Source organism: Pseudoflavonifractor sp. 524-17, from assembly GCF_009935845.1.
Classification (GTDB): domain Bacteria; phylum Bacillota; class Clostridia; order Oscillospirales; family Oscillospiraceae; genus Pseudoflavonifractor_A.
Map to the genome: position 1 here is coordinate 1 of NZ_QWEK01000062.1, position 19,579 is coordinate 19,579.

At 56.4% G+C, this 19,579-nt stretch carries 19 protein-coding genes and 1 tRNA gene; 5 read left to right on the top strand and 15 right to left on the bottom strand.

Annotated features, from left to right (window positions below; genetic code table 11):
• Nucleotides 1-297 precede the first annotated feature (297 nt).
• From D1159_RS16530 to D1159_RS16545, 4 genes are all read right to left on the bottom strand, one after another.
• Nucleotides 298-1,704, bottom strand: a complete 1,407-nt coding sequence (locus D1159_RS16530; protein ID WP_161846718.1) for a zinc-ribbon domain-containing protein — start codon at nucleotides 1,702-1,704, stop codon at nucleotides 298-300.
• Between the two features lie 60 nt (nucleotides 1,705-1,764).
• Complete coding sequence (locus tag D1159_RS20290) at nucleotides 1,765-2,385, bottom strand: FxLYD domain-containing protein (RefSeq protein WP_161846719.1); 621 nt, start codon at nucleotides 2,383-2,385, stop codon at nucleotides 1,765-1,767.
• Between the two features lie 34 nt (nucleotides 2,386-2,419).
• Nucleotides 2,420-2,749 (bottom strand): hypothetical protein, encoded by a 330-nt coding sequence (locus tag D1159_RS16540; protein WP_161846720.1) that lies wholly within the window; start codon nucleotides 2,747-2,749, stop codon nucleotides 2,420-2,422.
• A gap of 246 nt (nucleotides 2,750-2,995) precedes the next feature.
• Nucleotides 2,996-3,517 (bottom strand): SLOG family protein, encoded by a 522-nt coding sequence (locus tag D1159_RS16545; protein WP_161846721.1) that lies wholly within the window; start codon nucleotides 3,515-3,517, stop codon nucleotides 2,996-2,998.
• Nucleotides 3,518-3,649: 132 nt separating this feature from the next.
• Here D1159_RS16545 and D1159_RS16550 point away from each other — a divergent pair, with 132 nt between their 5' ends.
• From D1159_RS16550 to D1159_RS16560, 3 genes are all read left to right on the top strand, one after another.
• Nucleotides 3,650-3,970 (top strand): helix-turn-helix transcriptional regulator, encoded by a 321-nt coding sequence (locus tag D1159_RS16550; protein WP_279280119.1) that lies wholly within the window; start codon nucleotides 3,650-3,652, stop codon nucleotides 3,968-3,970.
• 477 nt (nucleotides 3,971-4,447) lie between these two features.
• On the top strand, nucleotides 4,448-5,167 hold the full coding sequence (locus D1159_RS16555; protein WP_161846723.1) for a LytTR family DNA-binding domain-containing protein: 720 nt from the start codon (nucleotides 4,448-4,450) through the stop codon (nucleotides 5,165-5,167).
• Nucleotides 5,164-6,498 carry an ATP-binding protein gene (locus D1159_RS16560; protein WP_161846724.1) on the top strand — a complete coding sequence of 445 codons (1,335 nt, stop codon included), beginning with the start codon at nucleotides 5,164-5,166 and terminating at the stop codon, nucleotides 6,496-6,498. Before D1159_RS16555 ends, D1159_RS16560 begins: the two co-directional genes overlap by 4 nt.
• Nucleotides 6,499-6,674: 176 nt before the next feature.
• On the opposite strand, the gene D1159_RS16565 is transcribed toward D1159_RS16560, so the two are convergent.
• Entirely contained in the window at nucleotides 6,675-7,955 is a 1,281-nt protein-coding gene (locus tag D1159_RS16565) for an Nramp family divalent metal transporter (RefSeq protein ID WP_161846725.1), read from the bottom strand.
• A 76-nt stretch (nucleotides 7,956-8,031) separates the two neighbouring features.
• A complete protein-coding gene (locus tag D1159_RS16570) occupies nucleotides 8,032-9,003 on the bottom strand; it encodes a dihydrodipicolinate synthase family protein (RefSeq protein WP_161846726.1) in 972 nt (323 codons plus the stop codon).
• Between the two features lie 374 nt (nucleotides 9,004-9,377).
• Here D1159_RS16570 and D1159_RS16575 point away from each other — a divergent pair, with 374 nt between their 5' ends.
• Entirely contained in the window at nucleotides 9,378-10,373 is a 996-nt protein-coding gene (locus D1159_RS16575) for a LacI family DNA-binding transcriptional regulator (RefSeq protein WP_161846727.1), read from the top strand.
• Nucleotides 10,374-10,640: 267 nt separating this feature from the next.
• Here the strand turns inward: D1159_RS16575 and D1159_RS16580 are convergent, their stop codons facing one another.
• The 9 genes from D1159_RS16580 to trmB all read right to left on the bottom strand — a co-directional run bounded on the left by D1159_RS16580 (nucleotide 10,641) and on the right by trmB (nucleotide 19,120).
• Nucleotides 10,641-10,901, bottom strand: coding sequence for an HPr family phosphocarrier protein (locus D1159_RS16580; protein WP_161846728.1), 261 nt, complete (start codon nucleotides 10,899-10,901; stop codon nucleotides 10,641-10,643).
• A gap of 13 nt (nucleotides 10,902-10,914) precedes the next feature.
• Complete coding sequence (pfkB, locus tag D1159_RS16585) at nucleotides 10,915-11,817, bottom strand: 1-phosphofructokinase (protein WP_161846729.1); 903 nt, start codon at nucleotides 11,815-11,817, stop codon at nucleotides 10,915-10,917.
• Nucleotides 11,818-11,821: 4 nt separating this feature from the next.
• Complete coding sequence (locus D1159_RS16590) at nucleotides 11,822-12,565, bottom strand: DeoR/GlpR family DNA-binding transcription regulator (RefSeq protein WP_161846730.1); 744 nt, start codon at nucleotides 12,563-12,565, stop codon at nucleotides 11,822-11,824.
• A gap of 72 nt (nucleotides 12,566-12,637) precedes the next feature.
• Nucleotides 12,638-13,624: a Gfo/Idh/MocA family oxidoreductase gene (locus D1159_RS16595; protein WP_161846736.1), complete on the bottom strand. Its 987-nt coding sequence runs from the start codon at nucleotides 13,622-13,624 to the stop codon at nucleotides 12,638-12,640.
• 34 nt (nucleotides 13,625-13,658) lie between these two features.
• Nucleotides 13,659-15,584, bottom strand: a complete 1,926-nt coding sequence (locus D1159_RS16600; protein ID WP_161846731.1) for a PTS fructose transporter subunit IIABC — start codon at nucleotides 15,582-15,584, stop codon at nucleotides 13,659-13,661.
• A 334-nt stretch (nucleotides 15,585-15,918) separates the two neighbouring features.
• The gene (locus D1159_RS16605) at nucleotides 15,919-16,458 is read right to left on the bottom strand and encodes a hypothetical protein (protein ID WP_161846732.1); all 540 of its coding nucleotides are present in this window, start codon (nucleotides 16,456-16,458) and stop codon (nucleotides 15,919-15,921) included.
• A 109-nt stretch (nucleotides 16,459-16,567) separates the two neighbouring features.
• Nucleotides 16,568-16,933, bottom strand: a complete 366-nt coding sequence (locus tag D1159_RS16610) for a type II toxin-antitoxin system PemK/MazF family toxin (RefSeq protein ID WP_161846733.1) — start codon at nucleotides 16,931-16,933, stop codon at nucleotides 16,568-16,570.
• A gap of 210 nt (nucleotides 16,934-17,143) precedes the next feature.
• A complete protein-coding gene (gene alr / locus D1159_RS16615; protein ID WP_161846734.1) occupies nucleotides 17,144-18,280 on the bottom strand; it encodes an alanine racemase in 1,137 nt (378 codons plus the stop codon).
• 102 nt (nucleotides 18,281-18,382) lie between these two features.
• Nucleotides 18,383-19,120 (bottom strand): tRNA (guanosine(46)-N7)-methyltransferase TrmB, encoded by a 738-nt coding sequence (gene trmB, locus D1159_RS16620; protein WP_243152353.1) that lies wholly within the window; start codon nucleotides 19,118-19,120, stop codon nucleotides 18,383-18,385.
• Between the two features lie 106 nt (nucleotides 19,121-19,226).
• On the opposite strand from trmB, the gene D1159_RS16625 reads away from it, so the two are divergent.
• A tRNA-Pro gene (locus D1159_RS16625) sits at nucleotides 19,227-19,302 on the top strand.
• Nucleotides 19,303-19,579 lie beyond the last annotated feature (277 nt).

Sequence of the window (19,579 nt, forward strand, 5' to 3'; positions counted from 1 at the left end):
TTTTTCTCACCCTGCTCTATTTTACCTCGTTTATATGAAAAAGTCTGCCGAAGGGCAGACTTTTTCGACAGGCTGAGAGGACTTCCCCTGCGGGAAGTCCTCCATTTTAGGCAGCTATTCGATTTGCCTGTCCGATTCTGGAAGCTCATCCATCTCACAGATGACCTTTGCTACTGCGATCAGGGCTGAGAGTATGATGAGTACCACATCCACCATCTTTCGATCCGGCAACTTTAACACCTCGTTTCCTATATAGTCTACCTGTAGAATATATAGGCGAGGCTGGGGGGAATACGATTATCTGCGTCCCTGCTTACCAGAAATTAGCTCCTTTTGAAATCTCTCAAACATCTGGTAGCTGTTCCTCCTGCATTGATGGCAGGGATTGACTACTGTATGCACCAGTCTCAGTTTGTAGAGACACTGAGGACATGGGGGCTTGAATTGCTGAATCAACTTATTCAACTCCATCTCATCGTCAAAAGAGATACCTGAATCTGAATTTTGATTATATACTGATTGACTGGAAAGCTGAACATAAATGTCTGTAGGGAGGGCATTTTCGTCCCATTCATCAGGAGATATGAGATAATTTATGGTGTATACATAGTCTCCATAATACAGCACAGATTCAGAGTTATACATTGATGTAGTGCCTAATTCTAATTGCTCGCCAGAGATACCCTTCAGGCTATTGTAGTCTTGTCGAAGATTTTGACCATTGAACGAGAACAGTCCTGGGCTTGCATGGATAGCAGTTATAACATTCTGCTCCTCAAAATATAACCCAAAGATCATCCAATCTGAGTTATCAGATGCGTAGGCCTCTCCATAATTCATCTCATAATACGAACTATAGTTGCTGTCATAAACAGAATTTGGTTCTCCAAAGGTTGAGATAATTTCATCGTATCCCATACCAATGACTTCTTGTATCGGGATACCGCAGAAGAGGACTTGGTCCACCATCTCTGTTTTGGTCACAGTGGTATTGCTAGCTGTGGTAGTATAGCTATCCATAATAGCATCGCTGGATTTACCAAACATGAAAACAAGGGAGATTATGCACAATCCAATTTCAACGACATTCAGAATATAGGTAATTGCTATAGGAACTCTTGAAGGCCGCTTAATCTCACAACCGAGAGTATGATTGATATGCGCTGCTATTTCCACTCGTTCTTTATAGGAAAGAAAAGTGAATGGAAACCAGATAATAGATCCAATCAGACAACAGATGGACAACAGGGGGAAATACTCTGATTGAAAGAAGAATTGCAGAAAGAGACCATCACAAAGTAAAATTGGGAAATAGATAAGGTAGAGCACCCACCGCAGACCCCCTGAAAATTGTATTTCTCCTGTTCTTTCACATGGATAATACATGTACTTATAGAAGATGCTGCGGATTATCAGCACAGAATCAGAAGTGCCATTGGGAGCTTTATCTATAGCAATTTGCTTTATCCCGGGGCATTGTTCGCTACTTTCTGTTAAACGGTCATATGCTTCCTGTATCGCAGGTGATATTGCACTGCCAACCGTTCGATTTTCCCGTTTTGCCATGTTGGTGTTCGCGGAGTTCGCATAGGGAACTTCGGCAGGTACAGATTTCGTAGATTCATCTTTTACCAGTTTTGCGCCGCACTTCTGACAGAAGTCAGCACCTTCGATTGCTTTTGTACCACATTTCGGGCAGAACATAATAACTTCCTTTCCAGTCAGAGACTGTCTCTGGCTACTTCCTTTAAGTGAATTTTGTTGTCACGGATAAGTCTTTGTAGCGTGTAGGAACTCAAAATAGGCTACATCATCTGAGAGGACAATAGCTTTGAATCTCCAGGTATTTCCTGCTACGAAGTTGTCGATAACATCGGAAGCCGTATCGATCTGATTGCCTGCCGAATCGTATAGGACAAATTGCACACTTGCAGATGCAAATGTTATATCCGATATATTCTGAATTGCCCCCGCGATATATCTAGTCTGGAAAATATCATCTTCTGTTACCATGTAAGGTTCCTCAACCCATGCAAAGGAGCTTTCAGACGAGTCAGATGGTGACTCGTTTGCACCATACGTAGGAAATAGATCCATAGCAGACTGTATTCCAGGCACCGTGGTGGCTCCTGTGGCTTGATTATCAATTTCTCTGTTAATATCTATCAGTTTATCAAAAATATTTTGGAATGTACCTGATAGAATTGCTACCAGTAAGACAATGAGCAGCAGTACAGAAATAATGATTTTATGTAGCTCTTTACCGGATTCGTTTGCCACACCAGTGTTGTTCGATTCAACATCCCCATAAACTACTTTTGTACCACATTTGTGGCAGAAATCTGCCTCTTCGGCTATCTGCGCACCGCACTTGTGACAAAACACTTTTATCTTCCTCCTGATTCTTATTGAGTGTACCTCATTCAGAGTCCTCCTCTTCTCTACGTTTCCGCAACATTCCCTCTATGAATTTCACTGTATATCCGGCAGCCCTGGCAATCTTGGCACGTTCCCGCCGATCTGTGGTCTGCTTTGCCAAATCTGCTATGAACTCCGGGCGGTACAGTCGCATGGGGCAGTCGATCTTATCCCCACGGAAGTATTTGAACAGCTTGAGCATACCATCACGGCCAATCAGTTCATAGAGTTCCAGGTAAATATCATTCAGAGCTTCGCCCTCATTGCCATCAACACCAAAGGCTTTGTAGACATCATCTTCGTTCAAATTCTCCAAATCAATGTTAATCAAAGTGCTGCCTCCTCTCACATGAAATATGCTGATAGCCAGTTTACCAACCCTCAATGCCTAAATCCAGTCTTCAAAAGATTCTTTTGAAGGGCCTTATAAAGGCGCTCAGTGCCATTTCAAAATTGAATATTTACTTTTGAAGTAAGCAGATTCCACTGCATCATACAATTCTCACCTCTCTCTGAATAATGAGTCACCTATGCCATCAAGGAGAGAATATATCTTTTTAGATGTACTTCATACGTCCTACATTCTGATGATTTCAAGGGAAATAGGATTCAAAATGATGATTCTCCCACCCAGTTTCCGGGCATATCGAATGGTAGCCGCAGTACCACCACGCCGCTCTCCATTGTAGACAGCCAGCAGCAGTCCAGCAGATTCTACCAGCCGATGATTGCGGTCGAGCATACACCCATCGTAATACTCATGACTCACATATTCCGCAGAATCAGCCTGCTTCAAAATTGAAAGATACCGTTCCTGTGCTGGATCACTCCACTTGTCTGCCTGTCCCTCGTGGGGCAGAATCAGGTGGAGTTTCAGTGCAGGATTCTTTTGTCTCAGCTCCAGAACAATCAATGAAGCCCAGCAGTCCACTCCGTCTGCTCCACCACTGTAGAAGTCAGTTACCCCATCCTCGACCATCTTTGTGATCTGCTCTGTCATTGCGGACTTCAATGCCACACATCGACTATCAGCTTCGTTGTATCGCCATGGGAACTTGTGTGGCCGATGGCCCGTGAAGGCACAGCAGTTATCCAGCATGGGGGTTCACCTCCGCAAAGAGTTACAGCTAATTATACTCTATACGTCTATCTTTGTCCATAGCGTTCTGGATTTAACACGTCTAATTCGCTCATAATACAGATGAAAAATAGAAGCAGGGGGGTGAGGGCAATGGACTTCAAGCAAGGAGGTCAAGCCATACAGCGCATACGCAAGGAGCGTGGCATGACCCAAGAACAACTTGCGGAGATAACGAATGTGGCCTCCAATTCAATCTCACGGATTGAGCGGGGATTGCTGACGCCTGCCCTGCCTACCTTGATTGATATTTGTAATGCCCTTGGGACTGGAGCTGATTCCATTCTGGCGGCGTACATCTCATCGGACACACCTATTCGATGGACACCTCTGGCAGAGAAGCTGGGAGGGCTGGACTTGGAGAAGCAGCATAAGATTGAAGCTATCCTCAACTGCCTTATTGAGACGATTTAGGCTTGCAATGTAGAGAGATGTCAGCTATAATAAAGAGGCAAGGTCAAGGATACTATGTCGTAGGGCATTGTGATTTATCCTGTGTAGGGCACTAACACCCAGCCTACGCCATAGAAAAAAGTAACCTGCCATCCTTCGGATGGGGGGCACTTTTTTATCCTTCGGACTATCCTTTCCCTGCTTAAATACAGGATTTTAGGAATATTCTGCACTATATCACCATGGAGTAGGGGCATCCGGCCCAAGGGCCGGGTGGATAAACTACTTTGCCCCAAACAGGATAAATCACCTTGCCCTACGACAGTTTTGTCGTAGGGCAATAACGCTTCGCCTGCGCCATAGAAAAATAAGACCTTGCGTCTCACGACGCGGGGTCTTATTTTTGTTCTTTTCCTGTGGAAAATTGAATTTCTCTTGTCTGGGCGGAGGGGATGCAGTATAATGACCTATCATTAAGGGAAGAGGAGGGAGCGGCTCATGTTACGCATCGCCATCTGCGACGATGACAGCGCCGCCGTCCAATCCAACCGGAGGATTGCGGAGAACTGCCTGAAACAATGCGGGAGCGCCGGTGAAATCGCCGCCTATACCCACAGCAGCAACCTCCTCTACGACATCACAGAGGACGGATTTTTCTTTGACCTGATCCTGCTGGACATTGAGATGCCTGGCAGCACTGGAATGGAGCTGGCCGGAGCAATCAGGCCCTTTCTGCCCAGCGTAAAAATCATCTTCATTACCTCTCATGTGGAGTATGCCATTGACGCCTTTGAGCTGTCCATTTTCCGGTACGTCCCCAAAAATGATACAGAAAAACGGCTCCCCGGGGCAATTTGCGACGCCATCCGGCTGATTGAATTAGAGGAGGGAAAATTCTACACCATCCAGACCAGCAGCCGTTTGGAGAAAATTCCCTTCAAAGAAATCCTTTTTATTGAGCGGGACGGAAAAAACGCCAGCATCACCACGGTGAACGGTGCGGCCAAAGTACGAAAGAGCTTACAGCAGGTCCATGAAGATCTGTCCGCAGAGGAGTTCATTTTTATTGACCGGGGCTGTATTGTCAACATGATCCATGTGATGCAGGTCAAGGAAGGGACTGTCATTTTGAAAAACGGCGCCGTCCTCCCCGTCAGCCGCTCCCATCTGCAAGCGGTAAAGGCCCGGATCAACGCCTACTGGGGGGCACACATATGACGGATATTTTTCTGCTGTTCTCCGGTATGTTGAGCGGAGCCCTGCGTGTCCTTGCCGGCCTGATTGTCATTTCCCGGCTGCTGTCCGCAAAAAAGCCCAGCCGAAAAAGCATCGTGGCAGGGCTGGCCGGGGCGCTGATTTTTACGGTTTTGGTTTCCCGGCTCCATATGTCAGACCTCTGCCGGATGACCCTGGAGATTCTTTTAATCGCCGCCTGCGCCCACTGGCTGGAAGGAACTGAGCTAAGAATAAGCCTGTTTGTCAGCATGTTTTATGAGATCGGCCTTTCCTTCTGGCAGTTTCTTCTGACGGCGGGGCTGGGTGTGCTGTTCCGCTCCCAGGACTTCCTCAGCGCCGAAACGGCGGCCGGACAGTCCGCCCTCTGGCTGCTCCACGGGCTGCTGGCGGGTTTGGCGGTCTGGTGCGCCACGCGCCAGAGGATCGCCCGAAAGGCCGCTTTTCGGGCCGTCTCCGCGGCTTCCCTGGCGGGTTTCCTCGCGGTGATTACGCTGTCTGAGCAGGCGGTTTTGGCAATTCCTGACGATACCCTCTATATGTGGACGATTCTGGCCGTGATCCTGATGATGTCAGTGCTGGTGTTCAATCTCAACCGGCAGTATGAGGTGGAAAAGGAGCTGGCAGCGCTGAAATCAGAGCAGGCCGAGCTGCTGGAACGGGACTATACCGCTGTCACCCGCGCCTATCAGGTCAACGCCAAGCTGTTCCACGATTTTCACAACCACATCGGCGTGCTGCGGCAGCTCCTCTCCCACGAAAAGTACGGGGAGACGGTCCGCTACCTGGACGAATTGCAGGCTCCCGTCCAGAACCTGGCCGCCACCGTCTGGACAGGAGACGAGACGGCGGACTACCTCATTAACAGCAAAGCGGCCGCGGCGGAAGCCGGCGGTATCCAATTCCAACGCCACGTTGAGTTCCCCCAACACACCAACATCCGCAGCGCAGATCTGTGCGCGATTTTGGGCAACCTTCTGGACAACGCTGTCGAGGCGGCCCGGCAGGTACCGGATCCGCACAGACGAACTGTGTCCCTTACCATCCGCCGCATCCACCAGATGCTGGTCATCAAGGTGGAGAACAGCTTTTCCACCGCGCCCATACAGGAAAACGGGGCGCTGAAGACCACCAAGACCGAGGGCGGTCTCCACGGCTGGGGCCTGAAAAGCGCCCAGACCGCCGCAGAAAAGTACGACGGCATGGTGCAGGCCGGCGTCTCCGGGGAAGTCTTTCGGGCGGTGGCTACACTGTCGTATCATGGAATAGAATGCTCAGATACATCAGATACAGAAGAGGGCAGAAATCCAGCTTGAGCGCACTTTGCTGAACTTCCAAAAGGGAATTCCCCTAGATGTCGTAAGAGCATCCGCGGCAGACCCGGCAGCTTCCATTCTCCCGCCCCTCCGTAACACAAACAGCGCAGCGGGGACTTGCAATTGTTTCGCAAGTCCCCGCTGCGCTTGTCAGAAGACAATACGCAAATTGGGTATCACTTAAAAAGATTCATCAGCTTGGGAAGCTGGGTAGACAGGGCGGAAATGGTCATGATAAGCGCAAAGGCATAGCTGATGGTCATGCAGATCCGCAGAGCGGCGGGCGTCTTATAGCCCTCATTGATGTCCTTGCGCCACAGGAGCAGCAGGGTAAACAGACCGCCAAAGGGAGTGGCGATAGAGGTGGCGATATTAGCCATCAGGATCAGCTGCGTGGGGGAGCCGCCATAGCTGTAGCACACCACCGCCGCGAAAGCCAGGCAGGCCAGACAGCCAAAGCGGATAAACTTGCTCTCCAGGCGTACGTCCTGGTTAAAGCCCGCGCCCAGCAGCACCATGCCCCGCTGGGTGTTGGCCAGCAGCGAGGAGAACCCGGCCCCCAGCAGGGCCAGCCCCATAATGTACCGGGCCGCGCCGCCCATGATGGGCACCAGCATCTCCGCCAGCTGGGCGGGGGCCTTGATGGACAGGCCCTGGGGATGGAGCACCACGGCCCCCACCAGAATGATGGCGCCGGAGATAAGCACCACGCTGATGATATGGACCAGAGCGTCGGTGAACATGACGCCGTTGAACAGGTCCTCCTTCTTCCACTTCTTCTCCTTGCCCAGATAGGTGGCATAGATACCGGCGGTGATGGCCGCATTGGTGGAGATGAAGGCCAGGGCGGTTCCCAGGCTGCCCTCCGGGACCTGGAAGCTCACCAGACCCTTGCCGAAGCCGCCCCAGTCCGGCCCGCCCACGCCAATCAGGGTAATGTAAAAGGACACGATCATCACCAAAATACACAGGGTAATGATCTTTTCCACCTTGGAGTACACATTTTTCGCAAAATAGCAATAGAGGACAATCGCCAGCATCAGGGCGGAGCCGATCTTCCAGTCAATTCCAAAGATCAAATTCATGCCTGCTCCGGTGCCGGAGATGTTGCCCATGGTAAAGAACAGGCAGGATAAAAATACCGCCACGCTGACCACGCCGGAGGCCACCGGACCATAATACTTCCGGATGGCGTGGATGGTGGGCATACCGCTGACAATGGCCAGCCGGTTTGTCGTGAGCATAAAGGTGATGCCCATAAAAATGATGGGGATGAACAGCCAGATCAGGTCATAGCCGTAGTCCGCGCCCAGCATGGACGCGGTCGTCACCGCGCCGGGACCGATCACGATGCCTGTGGCGATAAGGCCGGGGCCGATCCGTTTCACCAGATCCTTCAGGGGGAGCCGCTTTACGTCCTCGCCAAAAACAGCCCCACTCGTGCTTTTCTCACTCATAAATGCCTCCTTTTTTACAAAAAGGGGGGCGCTGCGCCTTGGCACAGCGCCCTGAAAAGCTGGGAAAAGACAGGATTTACTTGTACTGGCCCATATCCACCTTGGGCAGCTGGCTGCGCTCCAGACCCAGGGCCACCCAGTCCTTCTCCTCCTGATCCAGAGGCAGGACAGGCTTGCGCATGAGGGCGTTGGAGAAGATGCCGCGCTGATACAGCGCCTCCTTCAGCCGGGCATGGGCCTCGCCGGAGGGCTGGCCGCCGCCGTAGATGGCCTGGGAGATGTGGTAGATCCGGTCGGACCAGTCCTGGGCCTCCTTCAGGGTGTGCTTGTCGGGATTGGCGAACACCTCACGGGCGGGGCAGATCAGCTCAGGCACGCAGCCGGCGAAGCCGATGAGGGCGCCGTCCATGCCGGGGAACCAGCTGACGCACAGGGTCTCGTCGTGGCAGGTGATGAGGGAGATATCGGGGCACTCCTGGCGCAGCAGGCGCACGTCATGCTCGTAGATGGAGGTAACCCGGGTACCCATCTTGATGCACTTCACATGGTCAATCTCCTTGCACATCTTGATGAGGGTTTCCACAGGATAGAACGCCTTGGAGGTGGCGGGATACAGGTGGATGATGATGTCAATGTCGGCGCCCTCGGCCACGTCCTTCACATACTGGAAGGGGGCGTTGGGATTCATGCCGAAGCGCAGCCACATGTGGGGGGGCATGAGGAGGATGCCGTCCGCCCCGGCGGCCTTGGCCTCAGCGGCCATTTCAATGGACTCCTGGGTGTTCTCACAGTTGACGCCGGAGATGATGGTCATCACGTCGCCGCACTCCTCGGCGCAGATTTCCACTACGCGCTTGCGCTCCGCCCGGGTCAAGCCGGTGATCTCGCCGGTGTGGCCGTTGCAGACCAGACCCTCAATGCCCTTGCCGCAGAAGCTCTTAATCCAGCGCAGGTAGGCGCGGAACTCGGCCTCGTTAATGGAGTAGTCATCATTCAGGGGAACGGAAACCGCGGGGAAGATGGTCTTAAACGTTTTAACCTTAGCCATGATGGATGTCTCCTTTTCGTTTTTGTTTTGAGGGTTGGCTGTCTGCATCAGGGCTCTTGTCACTCACGTCGCGCGCCGCGGATTCAAGAAGTTGTGCAAACGATTGCTTTCGATGGTTCAGTTATAACATGGGAAAAAACCAAAGTCAACGGCTTGGCCCTCCCCTGCAATATTTTGCATATGCTCTGCAATGATTTGCATAAACGGTCAAATTTTCTATATATTAAGAAAGAAAATTGTGCAATATAACGACATATGCGGCACGGTTCATAAAATAGTCTGATCTCCTTGCAATTTTGGCAAAAAGAAACTATAATTTTAGCGATTGTAGAAATATCAAAAATCAGCAAACGTTTGCGGACAGGAGGAGCCCTATGGCCACATTGAAGGATGTCGCGCGCCTGGCCTGTGTCGATGTCAGCACAGTGTCCCGGGCGCTGAACAACACGTCCTATGTCCACCCGGACACCAAGGAACGGATCTATGCCGCCGCCAAGGAGCTGGGCTACCACCCCAACATAATGGCCCAGGCCCTCCGTCAGGGAAAGCGGCACACCATCGGCGTGGTGGTCCCCCGCCTCCACCTGGCCATTTTTTCGGAGATTTTACAGGGCATTGAGCTGGGCGCCCGGAAGCTGGGCTACGCGACGCTGATCTGTAACACGGAGGATGACCCCACGGTGGAGCGGGACTGTCTGAACCGGCTGCGCAACGGCTTTGTAGATGGGATTATCATCGCCGGCACCGGGCGCAACGGACGTCTGGTGCGGGATATCAGGGCCAGCGGCATCGCCGTGGTACAGATTGTCCGCCAGCAGGAGGGGGGCATCAGCTCTATTGTGGCCGACTATGAGGCCTGCGGCTATGAGGCGGTTTACTATCTGTATCAAAAAGGGTGCCGGGAAATCGGGCTCATCGGCGGCTCCCTTCACCTGGCCCCCTACCGGGGGCGGCTGGAGGGATACCGCAAGGCGGTAAAGACCCTTGGCCTGCGGGAAAATTTTCAGCAGTCCAACTACCTGATGAACAGCTTTGAGTACGGCTATGAGTGCATGAACCAGCTTCTGGACAATACCCCGGGCCTGGACGGTGTGCTGGCTGCGGTAGACATTCAGGGACTGGGGGCGATTCGGGCCTTGACAGAGCGGGGCATCCGCATCCCGGAGCAGGTCAAGGTCATCAGCCTCACCGGGCACGCCGTGGGCGGGATGCTGGAGACCTCCATGACCTCTATGGAGATGCCCGCCCATGAGATGGGGGAAAAAGCCGCCGAGATGGTCATTGGAGAGATTGAGGCGCCCGCAGACAAAAAACCAAGTCCCCAGTGCGTCACTTTCGCCACTGTGCTGGTGGAGCGGGAGAGCACCTGAGAAAGCCGCTGAGCCCCCCGCCGGGCGGCAGCCGCAATTTACAAACTATTCATACTTCCGTCACGATTTGGCCGTATTTTCGCGGTATGATAACCACGGAATCAGGGGAGAGCAGACCCTGAATTCCAAAAATCAGACACGCCAAACCAATCCCTCTCCAAAATCCCTTTGCAACACACACCCCAAAAGACCTGGCCAGTTCTGGCCAGGTCTTTTGGGGTGTGTGCAGTTTTCACAACTTCAAAACGTTCTGATGCGGGCAAGTAATCAGAGGTTCTCTTTAAAAAACTGCTCCATAACAGCGGCATTGGCCTCCTCACTGCCGCCCTCCACAGTGACGGTGACGGTTTCTCCCTGCTTGATCCCCAGACCCATCAGGGCCATCAGTTTCGTGGCCACAGCAGACTTCCCGTCGGACTTGGCAATGGTGACGGTACTGTCCAGGACCTTGGCGGCCTTGACCAGCAGGCCGGCGGGGCGGGCGTGGACGCCCACAGGATCGGTAATGGTGTAGGTGAACTGTTTCATGGTACTTTCCTCCTCAAAATTCCTTTAAAAGCTTTAGAACCTGCTCTTTTTCTGCCAATCCATCAGAAAATGCCGTGGCGGAGCCGGTGGCCGCCCCCAGCTTGTAGGCCATGGCGTAGTCCCGGTGCTCCAGCCAGCCGGCCAAAAATCCGGCCACCATGGAGTCCCCCGCTCCCACGGAGTTGACCACCTTTCCCTGGGGTACGCCCAGGCGGTGGACCGCCCCTGTCTCGTCCAGCAGCAGGGAGCCGTCTCCCGCCATGGACACCAGCACGTTTCGCGCACCCCGCGCCTGGAGCTGCCGGGCGCAGTCCTCGATTTCTCTGTCAGCCATCAAAGTCCGGCCAAAGATCTCTCCCAGCTCGTCCCGGTTCGGCTTGATGAGGAAGGGGTGGTAGGGCAGCACCGCGCACAGGAGATCCCGGGTGGCGTCCACCGCGGTGAGGATGTCCCGGCCGTCCAGCCGGGCCAGGATACGTTGGTACACGTCGTCAGGCAGGGTGGCGGGGATGGAGCCCGCCAGCACCAGCACATCCCCGGAGCCCAGAGCGTCCAGCTTGGCGAACAGCGCCTCCAGAGCGGCGGCGGGAATGGCGGGACCCATGCCGTTGATCTCGGTCTCCTGTCCGGCCTTGATCTTCACATTGATCCGGGTCAGGCCCTCAGGCAGCCAGATGAAGTCGGTGGCGACTCCTGACTCCCGCAACGCCTGGTCCAGCGCCTGGCCGGTGAACCCCGCCAAAAAGCCGAACGCCACATTGTCCACCCCTAAATTATGCAGAACAGCGGACACATTAATGCCTTTCCCGCCCCACTGCAGCTCATCGCGCTCAGTGCGGTTGGTCTCCCCTGCCCGGAAACTGCCCATGCGGACCACATAGTCCAAGGCCGGGTTAAAGGTGACGGTATAGACCATCGGTTCAAACCTCCTTGATATCCGTAAACTCTCTATATCTGCGGTCATCCAGCCGGTCGGTGATGATCTGGCCCCCATCCAGGGGCAGGAAGGTGGCGGCGGTGATGGCGCCGAATTTGCTGGAGTCGGCCAGCACCCAGGTCTGCCGGGCGTGGGCGGCGGCGGTGGCCTTCACCATGGCCTCCTCCGGATCAGGGGTGGTAAAGCCGGGACTGACGGCGATGCCGTTGACCCCCAGAAACGCCTTGGTGAAATTGTATTTTTTCAGCCGCTCCACAGCCTCCCCGCCGATGATAGTCAGTGTACCCGGCTTGAGCACCCCGCCCAGGACATAGGTCCGCAGGCCCCGCCGGGGCAGGCGCTGGATACACTCCACACTGTTGGTGACAAAGGTAGCCTTTGTGGCCCGAATATGGTCGGTCATATACATGACGGTGGATCCCGCGTCCAGGTACACCACGTCGTCGTCGGTAATGAGACCGGCGGCGTACCGGGCGATACGCATTTTTTCCGGTGTGTGGAGCTTCCGCTTGGTGTCCATATCCGGCTCCTCAGCCTGGAATTCCTCCCGGACCGGCAGGGCGCCGCCGTGGACCTTGTTCAGCTTGCCCCGCCGGGCCAGCTCGTTCAAGTCCCGGCGGATGGTAGCCTCTGACGCGCCGGTCACCCGGCACAGGTGGGCTACGCTCACCGCCTGCTCCTTGTCCAGTTCCGCCAAAATGGCCTCCATCCGCACTTCCGCCAGCATACCGCAGACACCCTTTCCCTCGTTGATATCTCTATCGTATCATCAAAAACGAGCAGGGTCAAGCAGGATCCCTCACTCCTCCTCTGGGTAAACCACGCCCCATTCCCGCCGCAGCGCGGTCATCAGGGTCATCACATCCGCCGTATAGGACAGACACATGTCCCCCTCTCCCCGAATGGCCCGCTCCATGTCCGCCAGCTCATAGGCCAGCGCATCGGCGCTGCGGCCCGCTTTGACTGTCTCCCGGGCTCCGGTGGCCGCATCCACAATAACCGCCTGGTCCGCCCGGGGATACTCCATAATCTCAATATAGCCCTTCTCGCAGGAGATCACCGCCCGCTTGGGCTGCCTGGAGTGAAGGGACAACGCTGCGGTGACCAGCTGGCCCTCCCGGTTGCTCATGGCAATGGCGGCGCTCTCGTCCACCCCGGTGGGGGCCTTTTGGACGAAGGATTTCACCTGATCCGGGCTGGAGTTCACAAACATCCGGGCCAGAGAAAGGGCGTAGACCCCGATGTCCAGCAGTGCGCCCCCCGCAAGACTGCGGCTGAAAAAACGGTTTGTCATATCGTACTTCTTAAAGCTGCCGAAGCTGAGCTGAATCAGGTTTACTTTTCCCAGCGCGCCGGAGACCACCCGCTCCCGCAATTCTCGATAAAGGGGCATATGGTAGATGGTCATGGCCTCCGCCAGTACCACACCGTTCTCTTTTGCCAAAGACATGGCCCGGTCCAGTTCTTCGCTGTTGAGGGTGATGGATTTCTCGCACAGGACATGCTTGCCATGGGACAAGGCCTGCTCCAGATAGGGCATATGGGTATTGTGGGGCGTGGTGAGGTAGATTGCGTCAATCTCCGGGTCAGAAAACATCTCGTGATAACCGGCATATACCTTTTTTACGCCATATTTCTCTGCAAAAGCCGCCGCTTTGCCGTAGGTGCGGCTGCCTGCCGCGTCCAGCGCGCGGCCCATGGACTGGAGGGCCTGGGCCATCTCGTTGGCGATCACCCCAGTGCCCAGTACAGCCCAGCGGATCTGTCTGTGTTCCTTTACGGCAATCACCCGCCTTTCCTGGTTTGCTCTGATTGGAGGATTACCCCTTCTTCTTTTTCAGCAGGCCCAGCAGGAGCATCCCCACCACGGAGCCAACGGCGACGGCGGCGGTGTAGCCCAGTGGATTGTGCATCACCGGGAAGACGAACAGTCCGCCGTGGGGCGCTGGAGAGGCGCAGCCGAAGGCCATGGACAGCGCGCCCGCCGCGGCAGAGCCCACAATACAGGAGGGGAGGACGTGGAGGGGGTCAGAGGCAGCGAAGGGAATGGCCCCCTCGGTGATGAAGGACAGGCCCATAATCACGTTTACCGGGCCGGACTTGCGCTCTTCCGCGGTAAAGCGGTCCTTGAAGAAGAGGGTGGCCAGGGCAATGGCAATGGGGGGCACCATGCCGCCGGCCATCACCGCCGCCATCACCGGGGAGAAGCCTCCCGCCGCCATGGCAATGGAGGCGGTGCCGAAGACATAGGCGGCCTTGTTGATGGGACCGCCCATATCAGCGGCCATCATTCCTGCCGTCAGCGCGCCCAGCACAATGGCGGAGGATCCGCCCATAGAGTTCAGCGCGTTGGTCAGGGCCTCGTTGATCATTCCCACAAAGGGATTCACCACACACATGAACACGCCGATAAAGAGCAGGCCCACCACAGGGTAGATCAGAATGGGCTTCAGGCCCTCCAGAGACTGGGGCAGCTTGTCGCAGGCTTTGCGCAGCAGCTTCATAAACCAGCCGCCCACAAAGCCGGCCAGCAGGCCGCCCAGGAAGCCGGCGGGGATGATGGGGACAGTGGGGTCGGCGAAGTAGGCGAAGGTGGCGCCGGTGGCCGCCAGAGAGCCGCCTACAAAGCCCACCATCAGGCCAGGCCGGTCGGCAATGGACTGGGCGATGAACGCCGCCAGAATGGGCACCATAAAGCCGAAGGCGATGCCGCCTACCTTATTGAAGAACGCGGGGAGGGCCCAGGAGGAGCCGAAAGCCGCCGTGCCCGCCGCGCCGCCGTCCAGCAGGAAGGACAGGGCCATAATAATGCCGCCGCCGATGACAAAGGGGAGCATATGGGACACGCCGTTCATCAGGTGCTTGTAGAGGCGGCGGCTCAGCTTTTCGCTTTCCCCCGCGTCCTCCACAGCTCCGCCGCCCTCATGGTGGTAGACAGGGGCCTGGCCGTCCACAATCCGCTCAATCAGCTCCTGGGGCTTGTTGATGCCGTCAGATACCGGGGTACGCAGCAGGGGTTTGCCGTCAAACCGGGCCAGGTCTACATTTTTGTCCGCGGCGATAATAATGCCGTCGCAGGCGGCGATCTCCTCCCGGGTCAAAATATTCTTCGCCCCGCCGGAGCCCTGGGTCTCCGCCTTGACGCCGATGTTCAGCTCCCGCCCCTTTTTCTCCAGCGCCTCAGCGGCCATATAGGTGTGGGCAATGCCGGTGGGGCAGGCGGTGACCGCCAGCACCCGCAGGGCGTGATCCGGCGCCTGGGGCTGGGCGGGGGCCTCCTCCGGGAACTTCACCCGCTCCTGGGCGTCGATGAGGGAGAGAAATTGCTCCGCGCTCTCCACGTCCAACAGCTTCCGGCAGAATTCCTCATCCATAAGCATAACCATCAGATGGGAAAGGATCTCCATGTGGACCTCGCCGCCCCCTTCCGGGGCCGCGATCATAAACAGCAGCGTGGACAGCTCGCCGTCCTCCGCACCGTAATCCACCCCGGCGGGAACCGTCATAGCAGCCAGACCCGCCCGCTTGACGGCGGCACACCGGGCATGGGGAACGGCCACCCCGTTCTCCACCGCAGTGGAGTCCAGTTCCTCCCGATCCCAGATCGCCTTTTTATAGGCGGCTTTATCGGTGATATTTCCGGCACGCTCCTGGAGATCGGCCAGCAGATCGATGGCGGCGGCTTTATCCGCCGCAGCGGCGTGAAGCCGGATCCCGTCAGGATGGAGTAGATCAGTGATACGCATAGTCACAGCTTCCTTTCTGATTTTTATTGATTGATTTTCATTTATTTTTTTGTTATCTGAATCATATCACTCATATCAATCAAAATCAATCATTTTCAAAGGAATTTACTCACAAAAATCAGGGCATTTTTTTGGCATATTTCACGATACACGCCGGAAAACCATTGGACGCCTAAAACAAAAGTCACAGTGACAGGCATCACTGTGACTTTTGGAACCGCTGATTTTATCCGCGCGCACGCCGGTGAAATCAGCGCCTGCTTTGCTTTGAGCAGCGAATAAAGGCGGCTTTTTGTACAAGAACAGAACCAGGCGGCTGCCGCCCATCGCAATGTCAGCGGATGGTATAGCTCCCCCGGACCATCAAAGTGGCGTTTGCCGTGGCCCGGACCCCCCGCCCTTCCACAGTGGCCAGGTAGAGGTGGTTTGCGGACAGGGCGCTGCCGCCGCCCAGGGTGCCGCCGCCGGTCATATCCACCAGGCCGGGGGCGGAGTCGGATACGCAGGCGGCGGAGCCGGTGCGCAGCAGAATCTCGCAGCTGGCCGCGGCGGTGAGCACCTGTCCCTGGCGCAGCGTTACCACCTGGTAGGCGCAGGCACTGCCGCCGGAAGTACCGCCTGTCCCACCGCCCGCCACCGCGGCGGCATAGGTGTCCACCACCTGCTCCAGCTTGGAGACAAGGGCGCTCTCCCGCTGGTCCAGCAGCGTATCCACTTGGGCCAGAATGGCGGGGGTCCCCTTTTCCGTCAAATAGCTCAGGGTAATCAGCGGGTCCCCCTGACTGCCCTGGCCGGCGGCCAGGGCCACACCCGTCAGCGAGAGAACCACCAGCCCGCCGGCAATCAGCCGGGGGAGCAAAGTTTTTTGTCCCATCTCTTCCTCCTATGTATCTGTGGCCGCCGGCCACAGGCCGGCAGGAGACTGCATATTCCTATGTAGCCTCCCCGGCCTATGGTTCCAGCGCCGGCTGAGACAAACGCTGTCAAACCAGCTGCTGGGGGTGGAGGCCAAAGCTCACCGCAATGGCGGAATCCACCTGTTTCATCAGTGTACTATCCAGTCTGCCCATGTGCTCGCGCAGCCGCTTTTTATCCAAGGTCCGGATCTGCTCCAGCAGGACCACCGAATCCTTGGGGAGGCCATAGCTCCCGGCCGCGAACTCAATATGGGTGGGCAGACGTGCTTTCCCCGTCTGCGAGGTAATGGCCGCCGCAATCACAGTAGGGCTGTGCCGGTTGCCGGTGTCATTCTGCACGATCAGCACCGGCCGCACCCCGCCCTGCTCGCTGCCCACCACGGGGCTGAGGTCGGCATAGAAAATGTCTCCACGTTTTACGCTGTTGTCCACAAAAGCTCACACTCCGCGGTCAGATAGTGGCTGGCGTCACGGGGGCGGTACGCCCTCTCGCCCAGCTACTATGATTCTCCCACGGTGCGGCGGGATTTATACACGGCGGCGGAAATTTCCGCCCCGATGCCGCCCCCCGCCGCCAGCCCGGCGATACTCTCCCCGGCCCAGTCTATGCGCGGCCCCGGCGGAGGGTGACGGCACAGGTTTTTATCTGCCGGCAGGCTCCACATACACCCGGGGCACCCGGCGGGACACATTGCACAAAATTTCATAGGGAATGGTGTCCAGCAGGGCGGCCATCCGCTCCAGGGGCAGATTCGGGCCGAAAACCTCGGCCACATCCCCCACCTGGACCGTCTCCCCCGCGGGGACCATGCACAGATCCATGCACACCCGGCCGGTGACCGGGCGCTCCTCGCCCCCCAGCAGCACCGTCCCGCGGTTGGACAGGGCACGGGCGAAGCCGTCGGCATATCCAATGGAGAGCACCGCCATGCGGGTGTCCTTCTCCAGTATGGCGGTGCGGCCGTAGCTCACAGGGGCGCCCGCCGGCAGCTCCTTGACCTCCGCCACCCGGGTCTTCAGAGTCATCACCGGGCGGAGCTCCCCAGCCAGCTGGCCGCCGCAGGAAGGGGCGGGCAGATACCCGTACAGGGCGATCCCCGGCCGGACCATGTTGAGGTGGGAACAGGGAAAGCGCAGCGTCCCCGCGCTGGCCGCGCAGTGGCGCAGGGGGAAGGAGATACCCTTGGCGGATAAGGCGTCAATCACCGCCGTAAAGCGGCGCAGCTGGCACATGGTAAATGCCTCGCTGCCGTCGGCGTCGCTGAAGTGGGTATAGAGCCCCTCCGCCTCCAGGCCAGGCAGGGCGCAGATGGCAGCCAGCTCCTCTGCCGCGGCATCTATGTGGGCCTCGTCGCTGAGCAGGCCCAGCCGGGACATGCCGGTATCCGCCTTCAGGTGGATTTTCAGCGGCCGTCCCTCCGCCTGTGCCGCCGCAGAGAGCGCCTTGGCCGTCTCAAGATGGTAGACCGTCTGGGTCAGGCGCAGTCGCACCAGGTCAGCTGCGAACTCCACCGGCGTGTGCCCCAGCACCAGGATGGGAGCGGTGATCCCTGCCACCCGCAGCTCCGCCCCCTCGTCCAGGCAGGCCACCGCCAGATAGTCCGTCCCCAGCTTCTCCAGCCGGCGGGCCACCGGTATGGCCCCGTGGCCGTAGGCGTTGGCTTTGACAACCCCCAGAAATTTACAATTCCGAGGGGGCAGCGTGCGCAGGGTATGGTAATTATGTTCCAGCGCCCCCAGGTCAATCTCCGCCCAGGTGCGCTTTTGCGTTTGTTCCATCTAACTGATCCCCCTCTTCTCCGTGTGATATCCAAACGCGCAGGCGGCATACGCCGCCACACCCGGCTATTATAGCATAAACGGCGTTCCCCCACAAGGCGTTCACTGGGGAAGATTTTGGCGGGAAGGCGCCTCCTCCTTTGGCGCAGGCGTACCGGAGGCCTCCCGCTTGTCCAGGGGATCCATCCACCCTCTCATCCCGTCGGGGAGCTGGGCCAAAGTGCCGACGCAGCGGTTAATAGGGGTGCCCAGGTTGTAAAATTTCTCCTCATAGTCGGTGAAGACGCCGCGGATCCCGTCACGATGGAGGTCCCGGTCCACCTCCGACAAAGAGAACCCAGCCTTAGGAAACTGGAAAAGAGACCATTCATAGAGATCCCGGTTATCCGTTTTAAAGTGAATCTGTCCCCCCGGACACAGAACCTGCCGGTAGCGCATAAGAAAATCAGTGTGGGTCAGCCGGCGTTTGGCATGGCGGTTAGAGGGCCACGGGTCGCTGAAATTGAGATAGATACGCTCCACCTCCCCAGGGGCGAAGTAGTCCCGCAGGCGAGCGGCGTCCGCGTCGATAAAACACACATTATTCAAGTCCTGGGCCTTTGCCCGCTCCATGGCGATGATCATGGCGTCCGGCACCCGCTCGATGGCCACAAAGAGGCAGTCAGGATTTTGGGCGGCGGTCTCCACGGTAAAACGGCCCTTGCCACAGCCGATTTCCAGGTACAGGGCCCGGGCCTCAGGATACAGACTCCGCCAGCGGCCCCGCAGCCTCTGGGGGTCCTCCGCCAGCAGCGACGCGCAGCGGTCCATCCGCAGCTCCAAGTTCGGTTTTTTTCTCATTCTCATGTCTGCTTCACCTCAGAACCCTATCATAGCATAGGAAAATTTCTCTTGCAATCCTTAGAGAAAGCGTTTATAATATCTTCCAGTATGTTTTTCCCCGCAGCGGGGTGTTGCGCAGTTGGTAGCGCGCCTGCTTTGGGAGCAGGAGGCCCGGGGTTCGAGTCCCCGCACTCCGACCAAATCGGGAAGCCTTGAAAGTCAAGGCTTCCCGGTTTTTTCTTACTGCTGCAACGGTTTTAGGATCTCAAAAGCGCCAATAATTACCAGGATAGCATTTCTCGTTTAAAAAATGCACACAGATTTACACACAAAAAGAGGGGGCGCCGCCTCTCTTTCGGCAGCCTCAGCAAAGGCCCCTGGATGATTCCAGGGGCCTTTGCTCAGCTTGTCGAAAAGCGGCCTGCCAGGAAAAAGTTCTGGCAGGCCGCAAAGCATAAAGATACATAAGGGCAGCAA

What these genes read in the sequence shown, in the direction of transcription:
- D1159_RS16530 (WP_161846718.1), bottom strand. Translation starts at nt 1,704, where the DNA reads ATGTTCTGCCCGAAATGTGGTACAAAAGCAATCGAAGGTGCTGACTTC.
- D1159_RS16545 (WP_161846721.1), bottom strand. Translation starts at nt 3,517, where the DNA reads ATGCTGGATAACTGCTGTGCCTTCACGGGCCATCGGCCACACAAGTTC.
- D1159_RS16550 (WP_279280119.1), top strand. Translation starts at nt 3,650, where the DNA reads ATGGACTTCAAGCAAGGAGGTCAAGCCATACAGCGCATACGCAAGGAG.
- D1159_RS16555 (WP_161846723.1), top strand. Translation starts at nt 4,448, where the DNA reads ATGTTACGCATCGCCATCTGCGACGATGACAGCGCCGCCGTCCAATCC.
- D1159_RS16560 (WP_161846724.1), top strand. Translation starts at nt 5,164, where the DNA reads ATGACGGATATTTTTCTGCTGTTCTCCGGTATGTTGAGCGGAGCCCTG.
- D1159_RS16565 (WP_161846725.1), bottom strand. Translation starts at nt 7,955, where the DNA reads ATGAGTGAGAAAAGCACGAGTGGGGCTGTTTTTGGCGAGGACGTAAAG.
- D1159_RS16570 (WP_161846726.1), bottom strand. Translation starts at nt 9,003, where the DNA reads ATGGCTAAGGTTAAAACGTTTAAGACCATCTTCCCCGCGGTTTCCGTT.
- D1159_RS16575 (WP_161846727.1), top strand. Translation starts at nt 9,378, where the DNA reads ATGGCCACATTGAAGGATGTCGCGCGCCTGGCCTGTGTCGATGTCAGC.
- D1159_RS16580 (WP_161846728.1), bottom strand. Translation starts at nt 10,901, where the DNA reads ATGAAACAGTTCACCTACACCATTACCGATCCTGTGGGCGTCCACGCC.
- pfkB (WP_161846729.1), bottom strand. Translation starts at nt 11,817, where the DNA reads ATGGTCTATACCGTCACCTTTAACCCGGCCTTGGACTATGTGGTCCGC.
- D1159_RS16590 (WP_161846730.1), bottom strand. Translation starts at nt 12,565, where the DNA reads ATGCTGGCGGAAGTGCGGATGGAGGCCATTTTGGCGGAACTGGACAAG.
- D1159_RS16600 (WP_161846731.1), bottom strand. Translation starts at nt 15,584, where the DNA reads ATGCGTATCACTGATCTACTCCATCCTGACGGGATCCGGCTTCACGCC.
- D1159_RS16605 (WP_161846732.1), bottom strand. Translation starts at nt 16,458, where the DNA reads ATGGGACAAAAAACTTTGCTCCCCCGGCTGATTGCCGGCGGGCTGGTG.
- alr (WP_161846734.1), bottom strand. Translation starts at nt 18,280, where the DNA reads ATGGAACAAACGCAAAAGCGCACCTGGGCGGAGATTGACCTGGGGGCG.
- trmB (WP_243152353.1), bottom strand. Translation starts at nt 19,120, where the DNA reads ATGAGAAAAAAACCGAACTTGGAGCTGCGGATGGACCGCTGCGCGTCG.